Source organism: Pseudomonas sp. NFX224 (genome assembly GCF_048565165.1).
Classification (GTDB): Bacteria; Pseudomonadota; Gammaproteobacteria; order Pseudomonadales; family Pseudomonadaceae; genus Aquipseudomonas.
In genome coordinates, this window is the sequence record NZ_CP183416.1 from 5,065,412 (window position 1) to 5,082,623 (window position 17,212).

Here is a 17,212-nt window from a genome sequence, read left to right on the forward strand (position 1 = left end):
CGCGGGTTCGGTTTGGCGGCCACTTTAAGCGTCAGGCAAACCCCGCATCTATGACAAAACGGGTCAACCGGGCTGATGCTTTTTGCCATGTGCGCGGTGGACACACCCATTCGGGGTATGGTGCCACCGGCTGAATCGCCCAATAGTAGGGACATCCGCTCATCCAGAGCCGAACTCGCTTGATAAGGTGCATTTGCTATGGGCAAGACACTGCTTAAGGTGATTTCCAGTCTGTTTGTTGTACCGCTGACCCTGAATGCCTACGCCGCCGAGGTAAACGACAGCAACACGCTACGGCTCTATAACTGGGCGGATTACATTGGCGAAAAGACCCTGGCCGATTTCGAAAAAGCCAGCGGCATCAAGGTCATCTACGACACTTTCGATGCCTACGAAACGGTGCAGGCCAAGTTGCTCACCGGCCACTCCGGTTATGACCTGATCGTGCTGAACGCGTCCCTCGCGCCACCGCTGATCCAGGCCAAAGTGTTCCAGCCGCTGGACAAGAAACTGCTGCCGAGCTGGACCAACCTTGACTCGAAAATCTTGCAGGATCTGCAAGGCTTCGATCCGGGCACCACTTACTCGGCGCCCTACACCTGGGGCAGCAACGGCGTCACTTACAACGTCGACAAGATCAAGGAACGCATGCCGGACGCGCCAATCGGTTCGCTGGCGATGATTTTCGATCCGAAGATTGTCTCGAAGTTTGCCGACTGCGGTGTGACCCTGCTCGATGCACCCACCGAAGTCATTCCCATGGCGTTGACGTACCTGGGGCGTGACCCGCGAAGCGCCGCGCCGGAAGACCTTAAAGCAGCCCAGGCGTTGCTGCTGTCGGTGCGGCCGTACATCCGCAAGTTCGACTCGGTCAATTACCTGAGCAGCCTGCCCAATGGTGATGTGTGCATGGCCATGACCTGGTCAGGCGATTACGCCACCGCCATGGCCCGCGCCGCAGAAGCCAAGAAAGAGATCAACCTGGCCTACTTCATTCCCAAGGAAGGCTCGCTGATCTGGTTCGACAACATGTACATCCCGGCCGACGCCCCGCACGTGGCCAACGCCCACAAGTTTCTCGAATACCTGATGCAACCGCAGGTGATGGCCGATGTGAGTGATTACATCAACTACGCCAACAGCAACGCCGCCGCCACCCCGTTGCTCAATGCTGCGGTGCGCGACAACCCGGCGATTTACCCCGATGCACAAACCCGTGAGCGGCTGTTTCCGCAAAAGACCCAGAACGCCAAGGACATGCGGGCCATGACCCGGGTCTGGAGCACGGTGAAAAGCGGCATTTAATTTGGTTTCGATCGTTAGTCAATCCGGTTAGAGGTTTATTTATGGCGACGCCAACACGCACCGTTTTTTCCCCAGCGGACGAGTCCCGGCTGGTCAAGGCCGACAAGGCCCACCATATGCACGGCTATCACGTGTTCGACGAACACGCCGAACAAGGTTCGCTGAATATCGTTGCCGGCGACGGCGCCTACATCTACGACACCCAGGGCAACCGCTTTCTCGATGCCGTGGGCGGGATGTGGTGTACCAACATCGGCCTGGGCCGTGAGGAAATGGCCGAGGCCATCGCCGATCAAGTGCGGCAACTGGCCTATTCGAATCCGTTTTCCGACATGTCGAACAACGTGGCGATCCAGCTTTGCGAGAAGCTCGCCAGCCTGGCGCCCGGCGACCTCGACCATGTGTTCCTGACCACCGGCGGCTCCACTGCCGTGGATACCGCGTACCGGCTCATCCAGTACTACCAGAACTGCCGTGGCAAACCGGAAAAGAAGCACGTCATCGCGCGCTTCAACGCGTATCACGGCTCCACCACGCTGACCATGTCGATCGGCAACAAGGCTGCCGACCGGGTGCCGGAGTTCGATTACGCCAATCCATTGATCCACCACGTCTCCAACCCCAACCCGTACCGCGCACCGGACGGGATGGACGAGGCGCAGTTCCTCGAATTCCTGGTCAAAGAGTTCGAAGACAAGATCCAGTCGATTGGCGCGGACAAGGTCGCAGGGTTTTTCGCCGAGCCGGTCATGGGCTCGGGCGGTGTGATCATTGCGCCGAAGGGTTACCTCAAGCGCATGTGGGAAGTCTGCCAGCGCCACGACATCCTCTTTGTTGCTGACGAAGTGGTGACTTCGTTCGGGCGTCTGGGCAAGTTCTTCGCCTCCCTCGACGTGTTCGACGTGCAACCCGACATCATCACCACCGCCAAGGGTCTGACTTCGGCTTACCTGCCGCTGGGCGCGTGCATTTTTTCCGACCGCATCTGGAAAGTCATTGCCGAGCCGGGCAAGGGTCGCTGCTTTACCCACGGGTTCACCTACAGCGGCCATCCGGTGTGCTGCACGGCGGCGCTGAAGAACATCGAAATCATCGAGCGGGAAAACCTGCTGGCCCATGTCGACGATGTCGGCGGCTATCTGGAACAGCGTCTGGCCACGTTGCGGGATTTGCCGCTGGTGGGCGATGTGCGCTGCCTGAAACTGATGGCTTGTGTGGAATTCGTCGCCGACAAACGCACCAAGGCGCTGTTCGCCGACGAGATCAACATCGGCGAGAAAATCCACGTACGGGCGCAGGCCCGGGGGTTGCTGGTGCGGCCGATCATGCACCTCAACGTCATGTCGCCACCGCTGATTCTCACCTATGAGCAGGTGGATGAAATCGTCGAGATCCTGCGGGTATGCATTCTGGAAGTGGCGGCTGAGCTTGAGGCGAGCGGACAGTACGCCGGCCAATGATTTCGTCAGTGCGGCTGTTACCAAGGGCTTGTTCAGCCGCTAGACTGCGGGGCATGAGCAAACCAAACGACGATACGCTGATCGCGATACCTTTCGGGGCATTGCATAAATGGCATGGGGGAATGCGCGAGGCATTCGCCCATGTCGATGAGCCTGATGCCCTGCAATACCTGGCGTCAGCGTTGGGGCAGCTGGTGTCCATCGAGTCGGTGATGATCAGCCTGGAGCGCAAGGATCGCGCACCGCAGTTGCTGCACCAGCGCGGGATTGCGCAGGAATATCAGGTCTCGATTCTGGAGCGCTATTTTGCGGGGGGGTATCTGCTTGACCCGTTCTGCCTGGCGGTGGAGCAAGGGTTGGCGCAGGGGTTCTATCACCTGGAGGAGATTGCGCCGGACAACTTCTTCGACAGCGACTATTACAAGACCTATTACCTGAAGGCGAACTGTTCGGAAGACAGTTACTACATCGTCGATACGGGCAATGACACGAAAATTTCCGTCAGCCTCTTTCAAGGTTTCGGCGGTGAATGCCTGGGTGTCGAACAGTTGAATCTGCTGCGCGCCGTCGAACCGCTGGTGCGCGAGTTCATCAGCGAATTCAGTCAGCGTGGCCTGCAACGTAGCAGCGAGATCCAGGGCAATAATGATCAAGGCATGCGCGATGACCTCAAGCAACGGGTGCAATCGGCCTTCGAGCAATTCGGTTGCGACGTGCTCACCGAACGCGAGCGGGAAGTGGCGCACATGGTGCTCAGGGGGCACTCGGTGAAATCCACGGCGAGCCAGATGAGCATCTCACCGGAAACCGTGCGCATGCACCGCAAGAACCTGTACCTGAAACTGGAAGTGGGTTCGCAATCAGAGTTGTTTGCGCTGTTTATCGAGTGGTTGCGCAGGCATTGAACCAAGTGGCGTTCAAATGTGGGAGCCTGCTCGCGATAGCGGACTGTCAGACGCCATTGATGTTGACTGACACTCCGTCATCGCGAGCAGGCTCGCTCCTACAGGTGTTGCGTTACTCTTCGCGCTTAACCACCAAGGTGAGAATGTCATAGCTCGCCACCAGTTCACCCAACTGGTTGGTCACTTCCACATCCCACGCCACCACCCCTTGCGGGACGCCCTGCGGGCTCTTCTTGCCCTGGTCGATCTTGCGTTTGCAAGTCAGGCGCGCCTGGATGGTGTCGCCGATGCCCACCGGGTTGATGAAGCGCAGGGTATCCAGGCCGTAGTTGGCCAGAACCGGGCCGACACCAGGGGAGACGAACAGGCCCGCCGCTGCCGACAGCACGAAGTAACCGTGGGCAATACGCTTGCCGAACTGCGATTCCTTGGCCGCGATGTCATCGAAGTGCATGTAGAAGTGGTCGCCCGACAGGCAACCGAAGTTCACCAGATCGGCCTCGGTGACGGTGCGGCGGTGAGTCAGCAGCGACTCGCCGACCTGCAGGTCCTGGAAGTAGCGACGGAACGGATGCACTTCGGTTTCGATGACCTTGGCACCGCGCACGTATTCACCCGTGACCGCTGCGAGCATGGTCGGCGAGCCTTGCACTGCGGCGCGTTGCAGGTAGTGCTTCACTGCGCGCAGGCCACCGAGTTCTTCACCGCCGCCGGCGCGACCCGGGCCACCGTGTTTGAGTTGTGGCAGCGGCGAGCCGTGTCCGGTGGACTCGCCGGCGCAGTTGCGATCCAGCACCAGCAGGCGCCCGTGCAGGGCTGCCGCCACCGGAATCGCCTTAGCGGCGATTTGCGGATCTTTGGTGATCAGGCTGGCCACGAGGCTGCCTTTACCGCGCGCGGCTAACGCCAGCGCTTCGTCGAGATCGTCATAAGCCATCAACGTGCTGACCGGACCAAACGCTTCGATATCGTGAGCGCCGCCTTCGGCGTGTGGGTCGCGGGCCTGCAACAGGGTCGGGGCGAAGAACGCGCCTTTGTCGACATTTTCACCGCGCGGTTCGAAACCGTCGCGGGCGCCGAACAACAGGTCGCTGCTCTGCAACAGGGCTTCCAGACGCTCGGCCACGTCTTTCTGCTGATCGTGGGATGCCAGTGCGCCCATGCGCACGCCTTCCACCGACGGGTCGCCGACCACGACTTTGGCCAGACGATCGCGCAGACGGCTGGCGACGGCGTCGATGTGCTTGGCCGGGATGATGGCGCGGCGGATGGCGGTGCATTTCTGCCCGGCCTTGGTGGTCATTTCCCGGGCGACTTCCTTGATGAACAGCTCGAATTCTTCGTCATCCGGGGTCACGTCCGGGGCGAGAATCGCGCAGTTCAGCGAGTCGGCTTCGGCGGTGAACGGCACCGAGTTGCGGATCAGGTTCGGGTTGACCCGCAGCTTGGCCGCGGTGTCGGCGGAGCCGGTGAAGGTCACAACGTCCTGGCCTTGCAGGCGGTCGAGCAGGTCACCGGTACCGCCGATGATCAATTGCAGGCTGCCTGCCGGCAACAGGCCGGATTCATCGATCAGGCGCACCACGGCTTCGGTCAGGTAGCTGGTGGCGCTGGCCGGTTTGACGATGCATGGCATGCCCGCGAGGAAACTCGGGGCGAATTTTTCCAGCATGCCCCAGATCGGGAAGTTGAAGGCGTTGATGTGCACCGCCACGCCACCGCGAGGCACGAGGATGTGAGTGCCGGCGAAGGTGCCCATTTTGCTCAGCTGCATGGCTGGGCCTTCATGGACGACGTTGCCCGACGGCAGTTCACGGGAGCCGAGGCTGGCGTAGGTGAATAGGGTGCTGTTGCCGCCTTCGATGTCGATCCAGCTGTCGGCGCGGGTCGCGCCGCTGTGATGGGAGATCGCGTAGAGCTGTTCCTTGCGCTCGCTCAGGTACAGGGCCAAAGCCTTGAGGCACTGGGCGCGCTGCTGGAAATCCAGCGCCATCAAGCCGCTGATACCCTGGCGACGGCCGTGCTCGATGGCTTCGGCGAAGTCCGGGCGCTCTTCATGGGTGCGGGCGATTTCATGGCCGTCGATGGCGCTGCGCAGGACCTGTGCGCCGTGCTGGCCGATCCAGCGACCGGCGATGAAACTCTGCAGGGTAGGGGAGTGGGACATGGTGGCTCCTGGAATCAAAATAGTCGGACTGCCTGTAGGGGCGAGCATGTTCCTGGCGGCGTTCCGACGATGAACCTAAGATCGCCGCGGGGTCTCAGGTACCCAGCGTTATCGTTGACGTCCATCGCGAGCAGGCTCGCTCCTACAGGGTTTTGTGTTATTTCAGAGTTGATCGAAATCCAGCACAACCTTGTCGCTGATCGGGAAGGCCTGGCACGACAGCACATAACCGGCAGCCACTTCGTAGTCTTCCAGGGCGTGGTTGCTGTCCATTTCCACTTCGCCTTCGATGACCTTGCACTTGCAGGTCGAGCACACGCCGGCCTTGCACGAGTAAGGCAATTCGGCGCCCTGGGCGTTGCCCGCGTCGAGGATGCTCTGGCTGTTGCGCGGCAGGTCGAAGGCCAGGGCGCGGCCGTCGCTGATGACGGTGATCTGGCTGACCGCGGCGTCCACCTGGCGCGCCGCCTCGCGGGCTTCGCGTTTTTGCTGGCTGCCAGCGGCGGCGAACAGTTCGAAGTGAATGCGCTCAGGCGCCATGCCCTTGGCCTTGAGGCTGTCGCGCACGGTTTCGGTCATTCCCTGAGGACCGCAGATGAACGCGGCGTCGAGGGTCTTCACGTCGAGCCAGCGGCTGAACAGTTGCTCGCATTTCTCGGCGTTGATCCGACCGTTGTAGAGGTCGACATCCTGCTGCTCGCGGCTGAACACGAAGATCAGGTTCAGGCGTTGCAGGTAGCGGTTCTTCAGGTCTTCGAGCTGCTCGCGGAACAGTGCGCCGGAGCTGGAGCGGTTGCCGTACAGCAGGGTCACGCGGCTGTGGGGCTCGGTTTCCAGGGTGGTCTTGATGATCGACAGGATCGGCGTGATGCCGCTGCCCGCCGCTACGGCCAGGTAGTTGCCGTGGCGAGTCGGGTCGAGTTCGACGCAGAAGTGCCCGGCCGGAGGCATCACTTCCAGGGTGTGCCCGGCTTTCAGCTGTTCGTTGGCAAACGCCGAGAAACGCCCGCCGGCCACACGCTTGACGGCGACGCGCAACTCACCGTCGTTGACCCCGGTGCAGATCGAGTACGAGCGGCGCACTTCTTCGCCGTCCAGTTGCGTGCGCATCACCAGGTGCTGGCCCTGGGTGAAGTGAAAGCTGTCTTGCAGGTCCTGCGGAATCTCGAAGGCGATGGACACCGCATCACGGGTCTCGGTGCGCACATCCTTGATGGTCAGGCTGTGAAATTTGCTCATTGTTGTTCTCCCGCTGGGACGGCCGATTGGCCGCTCAGATGCACTTGAAATAGTCGAACGGTTCCCGGCAATCGACGCAGCGGTACAGCGCCTTGCACGCGGTGGAGCCGAACTCGCTGAGCACTTCGGTGTGAGCGCTGCCGCATTGCGGGCAGACGATCACCGGGCTCTCGCCGAGCAGGCTGCGTTTGCTGGTGCTGCCCTCGGGCGGCGCAATGCCGTAGGCGCGCAGGCGTTCGCGGCCGCTGTCGCTGATCCAGTCGGTGGTCCAGGCCGGGGTCAACTTGCGCTCAAGTTGCGGCGCCTTGAATCCGGCCAGCTCCAGCGCCTGGCGGATATCGCCCTCGATCACTTCGGTCGCGGGGCAACCGGAGTAGGTCGGCGTGACCACTACGTGCAGGTGACCGGCCTGCCAGTCCAGGTCGCGGACGATGCCCAGGTCGACCACGCTGACCACCGGCACTTCCGGGTCCATGACTTCGGACAGGATCGCCCACGCGGCGGCCAGGTCGGTCGGTTGAGCCGGCCGGGCGCCGAGGTCGCTGGCGATCAGCTCACCAGGTTGCATCGGGGTACGCTCGTGGCAGGAACTGCATTTCGGCCAGCAGGATGCCCAGGTGTTCGGTGTGCAGGCCCTTGCGCGCATTCAGGTAGAAATAGCTCGGCGCGGCAGGCACGGGCAGGGTGGCGCTGATGAAGAAATCGTTGACCTTGGCTTGCCATTGCGCGGCGACGCTGGCGATGTCCGGGGTGATACCGGCTTCGCACAGGCGCTGTTCGCTGTCATCGGCAGCGATCAGTTCCACGGTGAAGCGCCAGACTTGCGCAAGCGCCGCGAGCATGCGCTTGTGGCTTTCTTCGGTGCCGTCACCCAAACGCTCGACCCACTCGCCGGAGCGGCGCAGGTGGTAGGTGACTTCTTTCACGGCCTTGGCGGCGACCCCGGCGATGCGCTCATCGCTGGACTGGCTCAGCCCGTGCAGCACCGGCAGGTGCCAGGCGTCATACAAAAACTGTTTGAGGATGGTCACCGCGTAATCGCCGTTGGGTTGTTCCACCAGCAGCAGGTTGCGGTAGGCGCGCTCGTCGCGGCGGAACGCCAGGTCGTCGGCGCTGCGGCCGTCGTCCAGCAGATCGGCGGCGTATTCCAGCCAGTTGCGTGCCTGGCCTACCAGGTCGAGGCCGACGTTCATCAGCGCCAGTTCTTCTTCCAGCGCCGGCGCCTTGCCGCACCATTGGCACAGGCGCTGGCCCTGGATCAGGGCGCTGTCGCCGAGGCGCAGCAGGTATTCGATCAGATCGGTCTTGTTATTCATGGTCGCCCTCACATGTGCCCGACTTCGGCCGGCAGCTCGTAGAAGCTGGCGTGGCGGTAAACCTTGTCGTCCGACGGGTCGAACAGCGGGTCTTTTTCATCCGGCGACGAAGCGGTAATCAGCGCCGAAGGCACGACCCACAGGCTCACGCCTTCGCTGCGACGGGTGTAGAGCTCGCGCGCGTTCTCGATGGCCATGGTGGTGTCGGCGGCATGCACGCTGCCGACGTGCTTGTGGTTGAGGCCGTGCTTGCTGCGCACGAAGACTTCGAAGAGGGTCCACTCGGACATTTCAGTTACTCCACATCAGGTGGCCGGATCAGGCGGCGTTCTTGTTTTGTTTTTTGCGGGCGTGGGCGACGGCGGCTTCACGGACCCAGGCGCCGTCTTCAATCGCCTTGCGGCGGGTGGCGACGCGTTCGGTGTTGCAAGGGCCGTTGCCCTTGAGCACTTCGTAGAATTCGCTCCACTGGATTTCGCCGAAGTCGTAGTGGCCGCGCTCGGCGTTCCACTTCAGGTCCGGATCGGGGCAGGTGCAGCCCAGCAGTTCCAGTTGCGGGATGGTCTGGTCAATGAAGCGCTGGCGCAGTTCGTCGTTGCTCTGGCGCTTGATTTTCCAAGCCATGGATTGCGCGCTGTTCGGCGAGTGTTCGTCGCTTGGGCCAAACATCATCAGCGACGGCCACCACAGGCGGTTGATCGCGTCCTGGACCATGTCTTTTTGCGCCTGGGTACCGTGACGCATCATGGTCAGGAGAATTTCGTAGCCCTGGCGCTGGTGGAAACTCTCTTCCTTGCAGATGCGCACCATGGCCCGGGAGTAGGGGCCGTAGGACGTGCGCTGCAGCACCACCTGATTGACGATGGCCGCGCCGTCCACCAGCCAGCCCACCGCGCCCATGTCGGCCCAGTTCAGCGTCGGGTAATTGAAGATGCTCGAATACTTGGCTTTGCCGCTGTGCAGCTTGGCGATTTCTTCATCGCGGTCGGCGCCCAGGGTTTCCATGGCGCTGTACAGGTACAGGCCGTGGCCGGCTTCGTCCTGGATCTTGGCCATCAGTTGCAGTTTGCGTTTGAGCGTCGGCGCACGGGTGACCCAATTGCCCTCGGGCAGCATGCCGACGATCTCGGAATGGGCGTGCTGGGAAATCTGCCGGATCAGCGTCTGGCGATAAGCATCTGGCATCCAGTTCTTCGCTTCGATCTTGATTTCTGAATCGATTTTTTCCTGGAAGGCGCGTTCCTGTTCGGACATCTCCGACAGGTCCTTGATGCGCTTGACGCCGGTTTCTACGAGCTGTGCGTACATTTTTGTTCTCCCGCCGTGAATCTGTTCTAAGGCATGGATAACTTTATAAGCGATACAGGATTTAATATCAAGCAGAAAAATACGTGTCGCATTTGTTTTTGGTATCGCTTTGTCGGTTTCCTCGGTAATAGGTACCTGTAGGAGCGAGCCTGCTCGCGAATGCGGCCTTGCAGTCGACCAAGCTGCGGATACCCCCAACCCCTGTGGGAGTTGGCTTGCCAGCGAAGGCGGCCTGTCAGCCAGCATCAATGCTGGATGTGCCGGCCTCTTCGCGAGCAGGCTCGCTCCCACAGGGATTGTGCTAAAGCCTGGGCAAAAAAAACCCCGCATTTAGCGGGGCCAAAAAGGGTGCAGCAGTCATGCTTTAGGACGTTTGTCCAATACGTGGCAAGCCTTGCCCTCGGAGCGCTTGATCGAATGGAAAGGCTGTAAAACGATCCGCGAACTGATCCCGATGTACGTCTTGATGTGCTTGCTCAACTCCCCGCAAACAGCTTTCTGTTGTTCATCGGTCAGGTGTTGATGTTCAGCCTTTAGCTCGACATGCACGTCAACGCTGTCCAGGTTGCCATTGCGATACAGATGGATCTCATAACACTCGGCCAGTTGTTTAACTTTCAGTACCTGCTCCTCGATCTGCGTCGGGAACACGTTGACCCCGCGAATGATCAGCATGTCATCGCTGCGTCCGGTGATCTTGTCGATACGGCGCATCGGCCGCGCCGTACCCGGCAGCAGGCGGGTCAGGTCGCGGGTGCGGTAGCGGATCATCGGCAAGGCTTCTTTGCTCAATGAGGTGAACACCAGTTCACCCATCTGCCCGTCCGGCAGCACTTCGCCAGTGACCGGGTCGATGATTTCCGGGTAGAAGTGGTCTTCCCAGATGGTCGGGCCGTCCTTGGTTTCGGCGCATTCCATGGCGACGCCCGGCCCCATGATTTCTGACAAGCCGTAGATGTCCAGGGCGGTGATGCCCAGGCGCGCTTCGATGGCGCTGCGCAGTTCGGCGGTCCACGGCTCGGCGCCGAAGATGCCCAGGCGCAGGGCCAGTTTGTGCGGATCGATGCCCTGACGCTCGATTTCATCGGCGATGTTGAGCATGTAGGACGGCGTGACCATGATGATGTCCGGCTGGAAATCCTTGATCAATTGCACTTGTTTTTCGGTCTGGCCGCCGGACATCGGGATCACGGTGCAGCCCAGGCGTTCGGCACCGTAATGCGCGCCGAGGCCGCCGGTGAACAGGCCGTAGCCATAGGAAATGTGCACCTTGTCGCCTCGTCGGCCGCCAGCGGCGCGGATCGAACGTGCAACCACGTTGGCCCAGGTGTCGATATCGTTCTGGGTGTAGCCAACGACGGTCGGTTTGCCGGTGGTGCCGCTGGACGCGTGCAGGCGAACGATGTCGTTCATCGGCACGGCAAACATGCCGTAGGGGTAGTTGTCGCGCAGGTCTGATTTGGTGGTGAAGGGGAACTTCGCCAGATCGTCCAGGGACTTGATGTCGTCCGGGTGCACGCCCAACGCGTCGAAGCGCTGGCGGTACAGCGGCACGTTGTTGTAAGCGTGGTTCAGGCTCCAGCGCAGGCGCTCCAGCTGATGCTGGCGCAGTTCGTCGACGCTGGCGGTTTCCAGCGGGTCCAGCACAGGGTTCAGCACGGCTTGGGCAATTGGCATGTTCATGTGTTCACTCGAATTGTTTTTGTGTTCCAGCCCCCGCACGCAGGGGCTTTGAGTGCATGCCCCAAGGATACCTCTCGGCTCCCCGGGAATCGCGATTCTTTATCGGGATAGACGCTCGATGATCAGCGCAATCCCTTGGCCAACGCCGATGCACATGGTGCACAGGGCGTAGCGGCCATTACGTTCTTCCAGTTCGTGCAGGGCGGTGGTCACCAGTCGCGCGCCGCTCATGCCCAATGGGTGGCCGAGGGCGATGGCGCCGCCATTCGGGTTGACCCGTGGGTCGGTGTCGCTCAGGCCCAGTTCACGCAGCACCGCCAGGCCTTGTGCGGCGAAGGCTTCGTTGAGTTCGATCACGTCCATGTCGGCCAGGCTCAGGTTGGCCAGTTCCAGCACCTTGCGGGTCGCTGGCACCGGGCCGATGCCCATGATCCTTGGTTCGACGCCAGCGGTGGCCATAGCAACAACGCGACCACGGGCGGTCAGGCCGTGGCGTTTGGCGACTTCGGGGCTTGCCAGCAGCAATGCGCAAGCGCCGTCGTTGACCCCGGAAGCGTTGCCGGCGGTGATGCTGCCGCCGTCGCGGAACGGCGTGCCGAGTTTGGCCAGTTGCTCAAGGGTGGTGTCGCCGCGCGGGTGTTCGTCGTGTTCGACCACTTTGGCCGGGCCTTTGCGCTGCGGGATTTCCACGGCGACGATCTCCTTGGCCAGGCGCCCATTGGCCTGGGCGGCCGCTGCACGCTGCTGGCTGCGCAGGGCGAAGGCGTCCTGGTCGGCGCGGGAGATGTTGAACTGTTCGGCGACGTTCTCGGCGGTTTCCGGCATGGAGTCGATGCCGTAGGCCTTTTTCATCAGTGGATTGACGAAGCGCCAGCCGATGGTGGTGTCGAAGATCTCTGCCGAACGGGAAAACGCCTGCTCAGCCTTGCCCATCACCAGCGGTGCGCGGGACATCGATTCGACGCCACCCACCAGCATCAACCCGGCCTCGCCACTGCGAATGGCGCGAGCTGCGGTGCCGACTGCATCCAGCCCGGAACCGCACAGGCGATTGAGGGTGGTGCCGGGCACGCTCACCGGTAACCCGGCCAGCAGCGCCGACATGCGCGCAACGTTGCGGTTGTCTTCGCCGGCCTGGTTGGCGCAGCCGTAGATCACGTCGTCGACGCTGCTCCAGTCCACTTGCGGATGCCGGCGCAGCAGTTCGCGCAGCGGCACCGCGCCGAGGTCGTCGGCGCGCACGCTGCTCAGTACCCCGGCGTAACGGCCAATCGGGGTGCGGACGGCGTCGATGATCAGGGCGTCATTCATTCGGGTTCTCCTGCGTCAGCACCGGGCCGCGCACTTTGTAAGATTTGCCATGGAACAGGGCGATCAACTGGCCCTGCTGGTTTTCAATACGTACGTCGTAGTTGCCGGTGCGCCCGGAACGGCTCTGCTCAATGCAATCGGCGTTCAGCGTGTCGCCCAGGCGCGCCGGGGCGATGTAGTCGATGCTGCAACCGATGGCCACGGTGGCTTCGTTGTAGCTGTTGCAGGCAAAGGCGAACGCCGAATCGGCGAGGGCAAACAGGTAACCGCCGTGGCACGTGCCGTGGCCCTGGAGCATGTCGGCGCGCACGGTCATGCCGACGCGGGCGCAGCCGGGACCGGCAGAAAGCAGACGCATGCCCATGGCCTGGCTGGCGGTGTCACGCTGGAACAACGCTTGCGCGCAGTCGCTGGCCAATGTCATGGCTTCATGATTAGTCATGGAAGTTTCCCCCTTCGGCGACGCGGCGGCGCAACAGCAGCGATGGCCGGTAGCGTTCTTCGCCATAACTGACTTGCAGGTTTTCCAGCACGTTCAGAATGTGGGGCAGGCCGATGGCATCGGCCCAGGCCAGTGGACCTTGCGGGTAATTGACCCCGGCGCGCATCGCCAGATCGATGTCGGCGGCTGAGGCCACGCCTTGCAGCAGGGCGTCGGCGGCTTCGTTGGCGAGCATCGCCACGGTGCGCAGAACGGCGAGGGCCGGGCTGTCGCTGAGCAGGCTGACCTTGAGGCCGGCCCGTTGCAGCAGGGCGATGCCTTGGTCGAGGGCCAGTGGATCAATGCCTGCCGCATAGCTGATGGCGATACGCTTGGCAGTGCCGTAATCGTGCGCCAGATCCAGCAGGATCAGATTGCGCAGGCCGTCTTCCTTGGCGCGTTGGCAAGCCATGCGCCCGTCGCTCAAGGCCAGCACGGCGTCACCGACTCGCAGCAGACCCTGGCCATCGCGCGGGATGATCTCGACGCCTTGTTCACGCAGTCGCACAAGCAAACCCTGGGCGATACCGAGGTCGCCTTCCGCGGCACACACCTCGACCTGCGCATCGCTGCTAATTTCCGTAGGGTGCGGGCGCTCTGCACCTTGGGCGTAGCGATAGAAACCCTGACCGCTCTTGCGTCCCAGACGCCCGCCGTCCACCAGTTCTTTCTGGATCAGCGACGGCAGGAAGCGGGTGTCCTGGTAATAAGCATCGAACACCGAGCAGGTCACGGCATAGTTGACGTCATGGCCGATCAGGTCGGTCAGCTCGAACGCGCCCATGGCAAAACCGCCGGCCTCGCGCATCAACGCATCGAGTGTCGGGCAGTCGGCGGCACCTTCTTGCAGCAGGCGCAAGCTCTCGGCATAAAACGGTCGGGCTACGCGGTTGACGATGAAGCCCGGCGTGGAGCGGGTGTGAACCGGTTTTTTTCCCCAGGCCTTGGCGGTGTCGTACAGGCACTCGGCGAGTGCCGGATCGCTGGCCAGGCCGGAGACGATTTCCACCAGCGCCATGACCGGTGCCGGGTTGAAGAAGTGCAGCCCGAGCAGGCGTTCTGGGTGATCAAGCTGCGCGGCGATGCGGGTGATCGACAGCGACGAAGTGTTGCTGGCCAGAATGCAGTGTTCGCCGCAGATGCCTTCGAGCTGGCGGAACAGTGCGCGTTTGACCTCAAGGTTTTCGACGATGGCCTCGATGATCAGCTCGCAATCGGCCAGCGCCTCGATGGCTTCCGCCGCTTGCAGGCGAGCGATGGTTGCGTTGCGCGACTCGGCGGAGAGCTTGCCGTTCTCGACCCGTTTGCCCAGCTGTCGATCAATGCCTTCAATGGCCTGAGCGGCAGCGCCGGGGCGGTTGTCCAGCAGCAGCACCGGATGCCCGGCCTGCGCCGCGACCTGGGCAATGCCCGCGCCCATGGCGCCGGCGCCGATCACGGCGATGCGTGCGTTAGTGTTCAGTGCGGTCATGACTCAGCGTCCCTTGAAGTCAGGGGTGCGTTTTTCCATGAAGGCACCGACGCCTTCGCGGTAATCCTCGCTGCGCCCGGCCAGGCGTTGCAGGTCGCGCTCCAGTTCAAGCTGTTCGTCGAAGCTGTTGCTCAGGCTGGCGTTGAGGCTGCGCTTGATCAGTGCCAGGCCGTAGGTCGGCTGCGTCGCAAGGTGGCGCGCCAGTTTCAGGGCTTCGTCGCGCAAATCGGCGTCGTCCACACACTGGTAGATCAAGCCCCATTGCTCGGCTTGTTCGGCGCTCAGGCGGTTGCCCAGCAGTGCCAAGGCCTTGGCCCGAGCCATTCCCACAAGGCGCGGCAGCGTCCAGGTGCCACCGGAATCAGGGATCAGGCCGATCTTGCAGAACGCCTGAATGAAGCTGGCTGAATGTGCGGCCAATACCAGGTCGCAGGCCAGTGGAATGTTCGCGCCGGCACCGGCGGCCACGCCGTTGACTGCGCAGATCACCGGCATCGGCAGGTCGCGCAATTGGCGGATCAGCGGGTTGTAGAACTTCTCGATGGACTCGCCAAGGTCCGGCACGGCGCTGCCCGGCGCGACATTGCGGTCGCTCAGATCCTGCCCGGCGCAGAAGCCGCGACCTTCGCCGGTCAGCAGCAACACGCGCACTTCGGGGTTCTGCCGCACTTGCTTCAATGCTTCCTTCACTTCGCCATGCATCTGGGTGTTGAAGCTGTTGAGCTGGTCCGGGCGATTGAGGCTGAGCAGGGCAACGCCGGCCTCGATGGAAAACAGGATGTGTTCGAAGTTCATGGTCTTGGCGCTCTCTTGGAGGTCGTTCGAATTCGTTGGATTACTGGCCGATGAAGTTCGGCAGGCGCTTTTCCTGGAAGGCGGCAATGCCTTCGTCGCGGTCGCGGGTGCCGGCCAGCACGGTGAAGGCGTGACGCTCGAAACGCAGGCCGCTGGCGAGGTCGGTGTCCATCGCCTTGAGCAACGCTTCTTTTGCCAGGCGCACCGCCAGTGGTGCTTTGGCGGCGATGTTGCGAGCGATGTGCAGGGCGCGTTCAACGGTGAGTTCCGGTTGCGTGACTTCGCTGACCAGGCCGGCGCGCTGAGCCTGACGGGCGTCGATTGGCTCGCCGGTCAGCACCATTTGCATGGCCATGGATTTGCCGACGGCGCGCAGCAGGCGTTGGGTGCCACCGGCGCCGGGCATGATCCCCAGGTTGATTTCCGGCTGGCCGAAGCGTGCATCTTCGCCGGCAATGATGATGTCGGCGTGCATCGCCAGTTCGCAGCCACCGCCCAAGGCGAAGCCGTTGACCGCGGCGATCAGCGGTTTGCTGAAGCGGGTGATGGTTTGCCACGAGGCCTGGCGTGGGTCGTCGAGGATGCCGACCAGATCGCGCTCGGCCATTTCCTTGATGTCGGCGCCGGCCGCGAAGGCCTTGCGGCTGCCAATGAGCACCACGACGCGGGTGTTGGGGTCGGCTTGCGCGGCATTGAGTTCGTCGGCCAGTTCACCCAGCAACTCAGTGGTCAGGGCGTTCAGGGCTTGCGGGCGCTGCAGGGTAATCAGGCGGACGCCAGGCTCGATCAGTTCGACGGCAAGGGTTAGAGGCATGGCGGATGCCCTCACGGTGCACGCTCGGCGTGGTGCCGGCTCGTTATTGGATCGGCCGCAGGGGCCGGTTTTGCCCAAGTATAGCTACAACGTGATACGCAAATGCAATACTGAAATTGATTTAATGTGTCCTTATTGTCGGTTGGTGGTTGTGGAGTGGTCATTTGAAACGGCAGCTGATAGCGGGTTGTTCCCTTATTTCATTGGGTTTTGTACAAGGTTTTGCGTGATCAGGCAGATCGTCGAAAAGCCGCTTGTCAAGTGATACGCTTTTTTGTCTTTGTTAATGTAAAAGCGATGTGATACAAAATAAGTCATTATCGGCATCGCTTTGTGAAGGAACCTTCCATGACCTGCTACAGCCTCGATGGCCTGACCCCGGTGGTCGACCCGACTGCTTATGTGCATCCGTCCGCCGTGCTGATCGGTGACGTGATCATCGGGCCGCATTGCTACGTCGGGCCGCTGGCCAGCCTGCGCGGGGATTTCGGCCGGATCGTGTTGGAGGAGGGCGCCAACCTGCAGGACACCTGCGTGATGCACGGCTTCCCGGACAGCGACACCGTGGTCGAGCGCAACGGCCACATCGGCCACGGTGCGGTGCTGCACGGTTGCCGCATCGGCGCCGACGCGTTGGTGGGGATGAATGCGGTGGTGATGGACAACGCCCGGATCGGCCCGCGTTCATTTGTTTCGGCGGCGGCGTTCGTCAAGGCGGGTTTCGAGTGCGCCGAGCAGTCGCTGATCATGGGCGCACCGGCCAGTGTCAAGCGCACCCTCAGCGATCAGGAAGTGGCGTGGAAACAGGCGGGGACCCGCGAGTATCAGCAACTGGCCCAGCGTTGCCTGGAACAGATGCAGGTGTGCGAACCGTTGAGCGAACCGGAGCCAGACCGCCCACGGATCAGCGACAGCGGGTTGCGGCCCAAAGGCAGTAACCTGTGAACACTGTCCTTA

At 62.0% G+C, this 17,212-nt stretch carries 16 protein-coding genes; 4 read left to right on the forward strand and 12 right to left on the reverse strand.

Annotation, left to right across the window (positions count from 1 at the left end; translation table 11 throughout):
- Positions 1–198: 198 nt before the first annotated feature.
- The 3 genes from ACNYC6_RS23070 to ACNYC6_RS23080 are packed head-to-tail and all read left to right on the forward strand — an operon-like array spanning position 199 to position 3,670.
- Positions 199–1,305: a polyamine ABC transporter substrate-binding protein gene (locus ACNYC6_RS23070; protein WP_419709310.1), complete on the forward strand. Its 1,107-nt coding sequence runs from the start codon at positions 199–201 to the stop codon at positions 1,303–1,305.
- Between the two features lie 41 nt (positions 1,306–1,346).
- A complete protein-coding gene (locus ACNYC6_RS23075; protein ID WP_419709311.1) occupies positions 1,347–2,765 on the forward strand; it encodes an aminotransferase in 1,419 nt (472 codons plus the stop codon).
- A complete protein-coding gene (locus tag ACNYC6_RS23080) occupies positions 2,762–3,670 on the forward strand; it encodes a LuxR C-terminal-related transcriptional regulator (protein WP_419709312.1) in 909 nt (302 codons plus the stop codon). The genes ACNYC6_RS23075 and ACNYC6_RS23080 overlap by 4 nt, the downstream gene beginning before the upstream one ends.
- Before the next feature lie 112 nt (positions 3,671–3,782).
- On the opposite strand, the gene paaZ is transcribed toward ACNYC6_RS23080, so the two are convergent.
- The 12 genes from paaZ to paaF form a co-directional block, all read right to left on the reverse strand.
- Complete coding sequence (paaZ, locus tag ACNYC6_RS23085) at positions 3,783–5,837, reverse strand: phenylacetic acid degradation bifunctional protein PaaZ (RefSeq protein WP_419709313.1); 2,055 nt, start codon at positions 5,835–5,837, stop codon at positions 3,783–3,785.
- 162 nt (positions 5,838–5,999) lie between these two features.
- On the reverse strand, positions 6,000–7,076 hold the full coding sequence (paaE, locus tag ACNYC6_RS23090; RefSeq protein ID WP_419709314.1) for a 1,2-phenylacetyl-CoA epoxidase subunit PaaE: 1,077 nt from the start codon (positions 7,074–7,076) through the stop codon (positions 6,000–6,002).
- A 34-nt stretch (positions 7,077–7,110) separates the two neighbouring features.
- Positions 7,111–7,644 carry a 1,2-phenylacetyl-CoA epoxidase subunit PaaD gene (gene paaD / locus ACNYC6_RS23095; protein WP_419709315.1) on the reverse strand — a complete coding sequence of 178 codons (534 nt, stop codon included), beginning with the start codon at positions 7,642–7,644 and terminating at the stop codon, positions 7,111–7,113.
- Positions 7,631–8,392 (reverse strand): 1,2-phenylacetyl-CoA epoxidase subunit PaaC, encoded by a 762-nt coding sequence (paaC, locus tag ACNYC6_RS23100; protein WP_419709316.1) that lies wholly within the window; start codon positions 8,390–8,392, stop codon positions 7,631–7,633. Before paaC ends, paaD begins: the two co-directional genes overlap by 14 nt.
- A gap of 8 nt (positions 8,393–8,400) precedes the next feature.
- The gene (gene paaB, locus ACNYC6_RS23105) at positions 8,401–8,682 is read right to left on the reverse strand and encodes a 1,2-phenylacetyl-CoA epoxidase subunit PaaB (protein WP_007943393.1); all 282 of its coding nucleotides are present in this window, start codon (positions 8,680–8,682) and stop codon (positions 8,401–8,403) included.
- A gap of 28 nt (positions 8,683–8,710) precedes the next feature.
- Positions 8,711–9,700: a 1,2-phenylacetyl-CoA epoxidase subunit PaaA gene (paaA, locus tag ACNYC6_RS23110; RefSeq protein WP_419709317.1), complete on the reverse strand. Its 990-nt coding sequence runs from the start codon at positions 9,698–9,700 to the stop codon at positions 8,711–8,713.
- 357 nt (positions 9,701–10,057) lie between these two features.
- Positions 10,058–11,383 carry a phenylacetate--CoA ligase PaaK gene (gene paaK / locus ACNYC6_RS23115; RefSeq protein ID WP_150703179.1) on the reverse strand — a complete coding sequence of 442 codons (1,326 nt, stop codon included), beginning with the start codon at positions 11,381–11,383 and terminating at the stop codon, positions 10,058–10,060.
- 99 nt (positions 11,384–11,482) lie between these two features.
- On the reverse strand, positions 11,483–12,694 hold the full coding sequence (gene pcaF / locus ACNYC6_RS23120; protein WP_419709318.1) for a 3-oxoadipyl-CoA thiolase: 1,212 nt from the start codon (positions 12,692–12,694) through the stop codon (positions 11,483–11,485).
- The gene (gene paaI, locus ACNYC6_RS23125) at positions 12,687–13,136 is read right to left on the reverse strand and encodes a hydroxyphenylacetyl-CoA thioesterase PaaI (protein ID WP_419709319.1); all 450 of its coding nucleotides are present in this window, start codon (positions 13,134–13,136) and stop codon (positions 12,687–12,689) included. Before paaI ends, pcaF begins: the two co-directional genes overlap by 8 nt.
- Positions 13,129–14,646: a 3-hydroxyacyl-CoA dehydrogenase PaaH gene (gene paaH, locus ACNYC6_RS23130; protein ID WP_419709320.1), complete on the reverse strand. Its 1,518-nt coding sequence runs from the start codon at positions 14,644–14,646 to the stop codon at positions 13,129–13,131. The genes paaI and paaH overlap by 8 nt, the downstream gene beginning before the upstream one ends.
- A 3-nt stretch (positions 14,647–14,649) precedes the next feature.
- Positions 14,650–15,441 (reverse strand): 2-(1,2-epoxy-1,2-dihydrophenyl)acetyl-CoA isomerase PaaG, encoded by a 792-nt coding sequence (gene paaG / locus ACNYC6_RS23135; RefSeq protein WP_419709321.1) that lies wholly within the window; start codon positions 15,439–15,441, stop codon positions 14,650–14,652.
- A 40-nt stretch (positions 15,442–15,481) separates the two neighbouring features.
- Positions 15,482–16,255: a 2,3-dehydroadipyl-CoA hydratase PaaF gene (paaF, locus tag ACNYC6_RS23140; protein ID WP_419709322.1), complete on the reverse strand. Its 774-nt coding sequence runs from the start codon at positions 16,253–16,255 to the stop codon at positions 15,482–15,484.
- A 348-nt stretch (positions 16,256–16,603) separates the two neighbouring features.
- Here paaF and paaY point away from each other — a divergent pair, with 348 nt between their 5' ends.
- Positions 16,604–17,200, forward strand: a complete 597-nt coding sequence (gene paaY / locus ACNYC6_RS23145; protein ID WP_419709323.1) for a phenylacetic acid degradation protein PaaY — start codon at positions 16,604–16,606, stop codon at positions 17,198–17,200.
- The last annotated feature ends 12 nt before the right edge of the window (positions 17,201–17,212 follow it).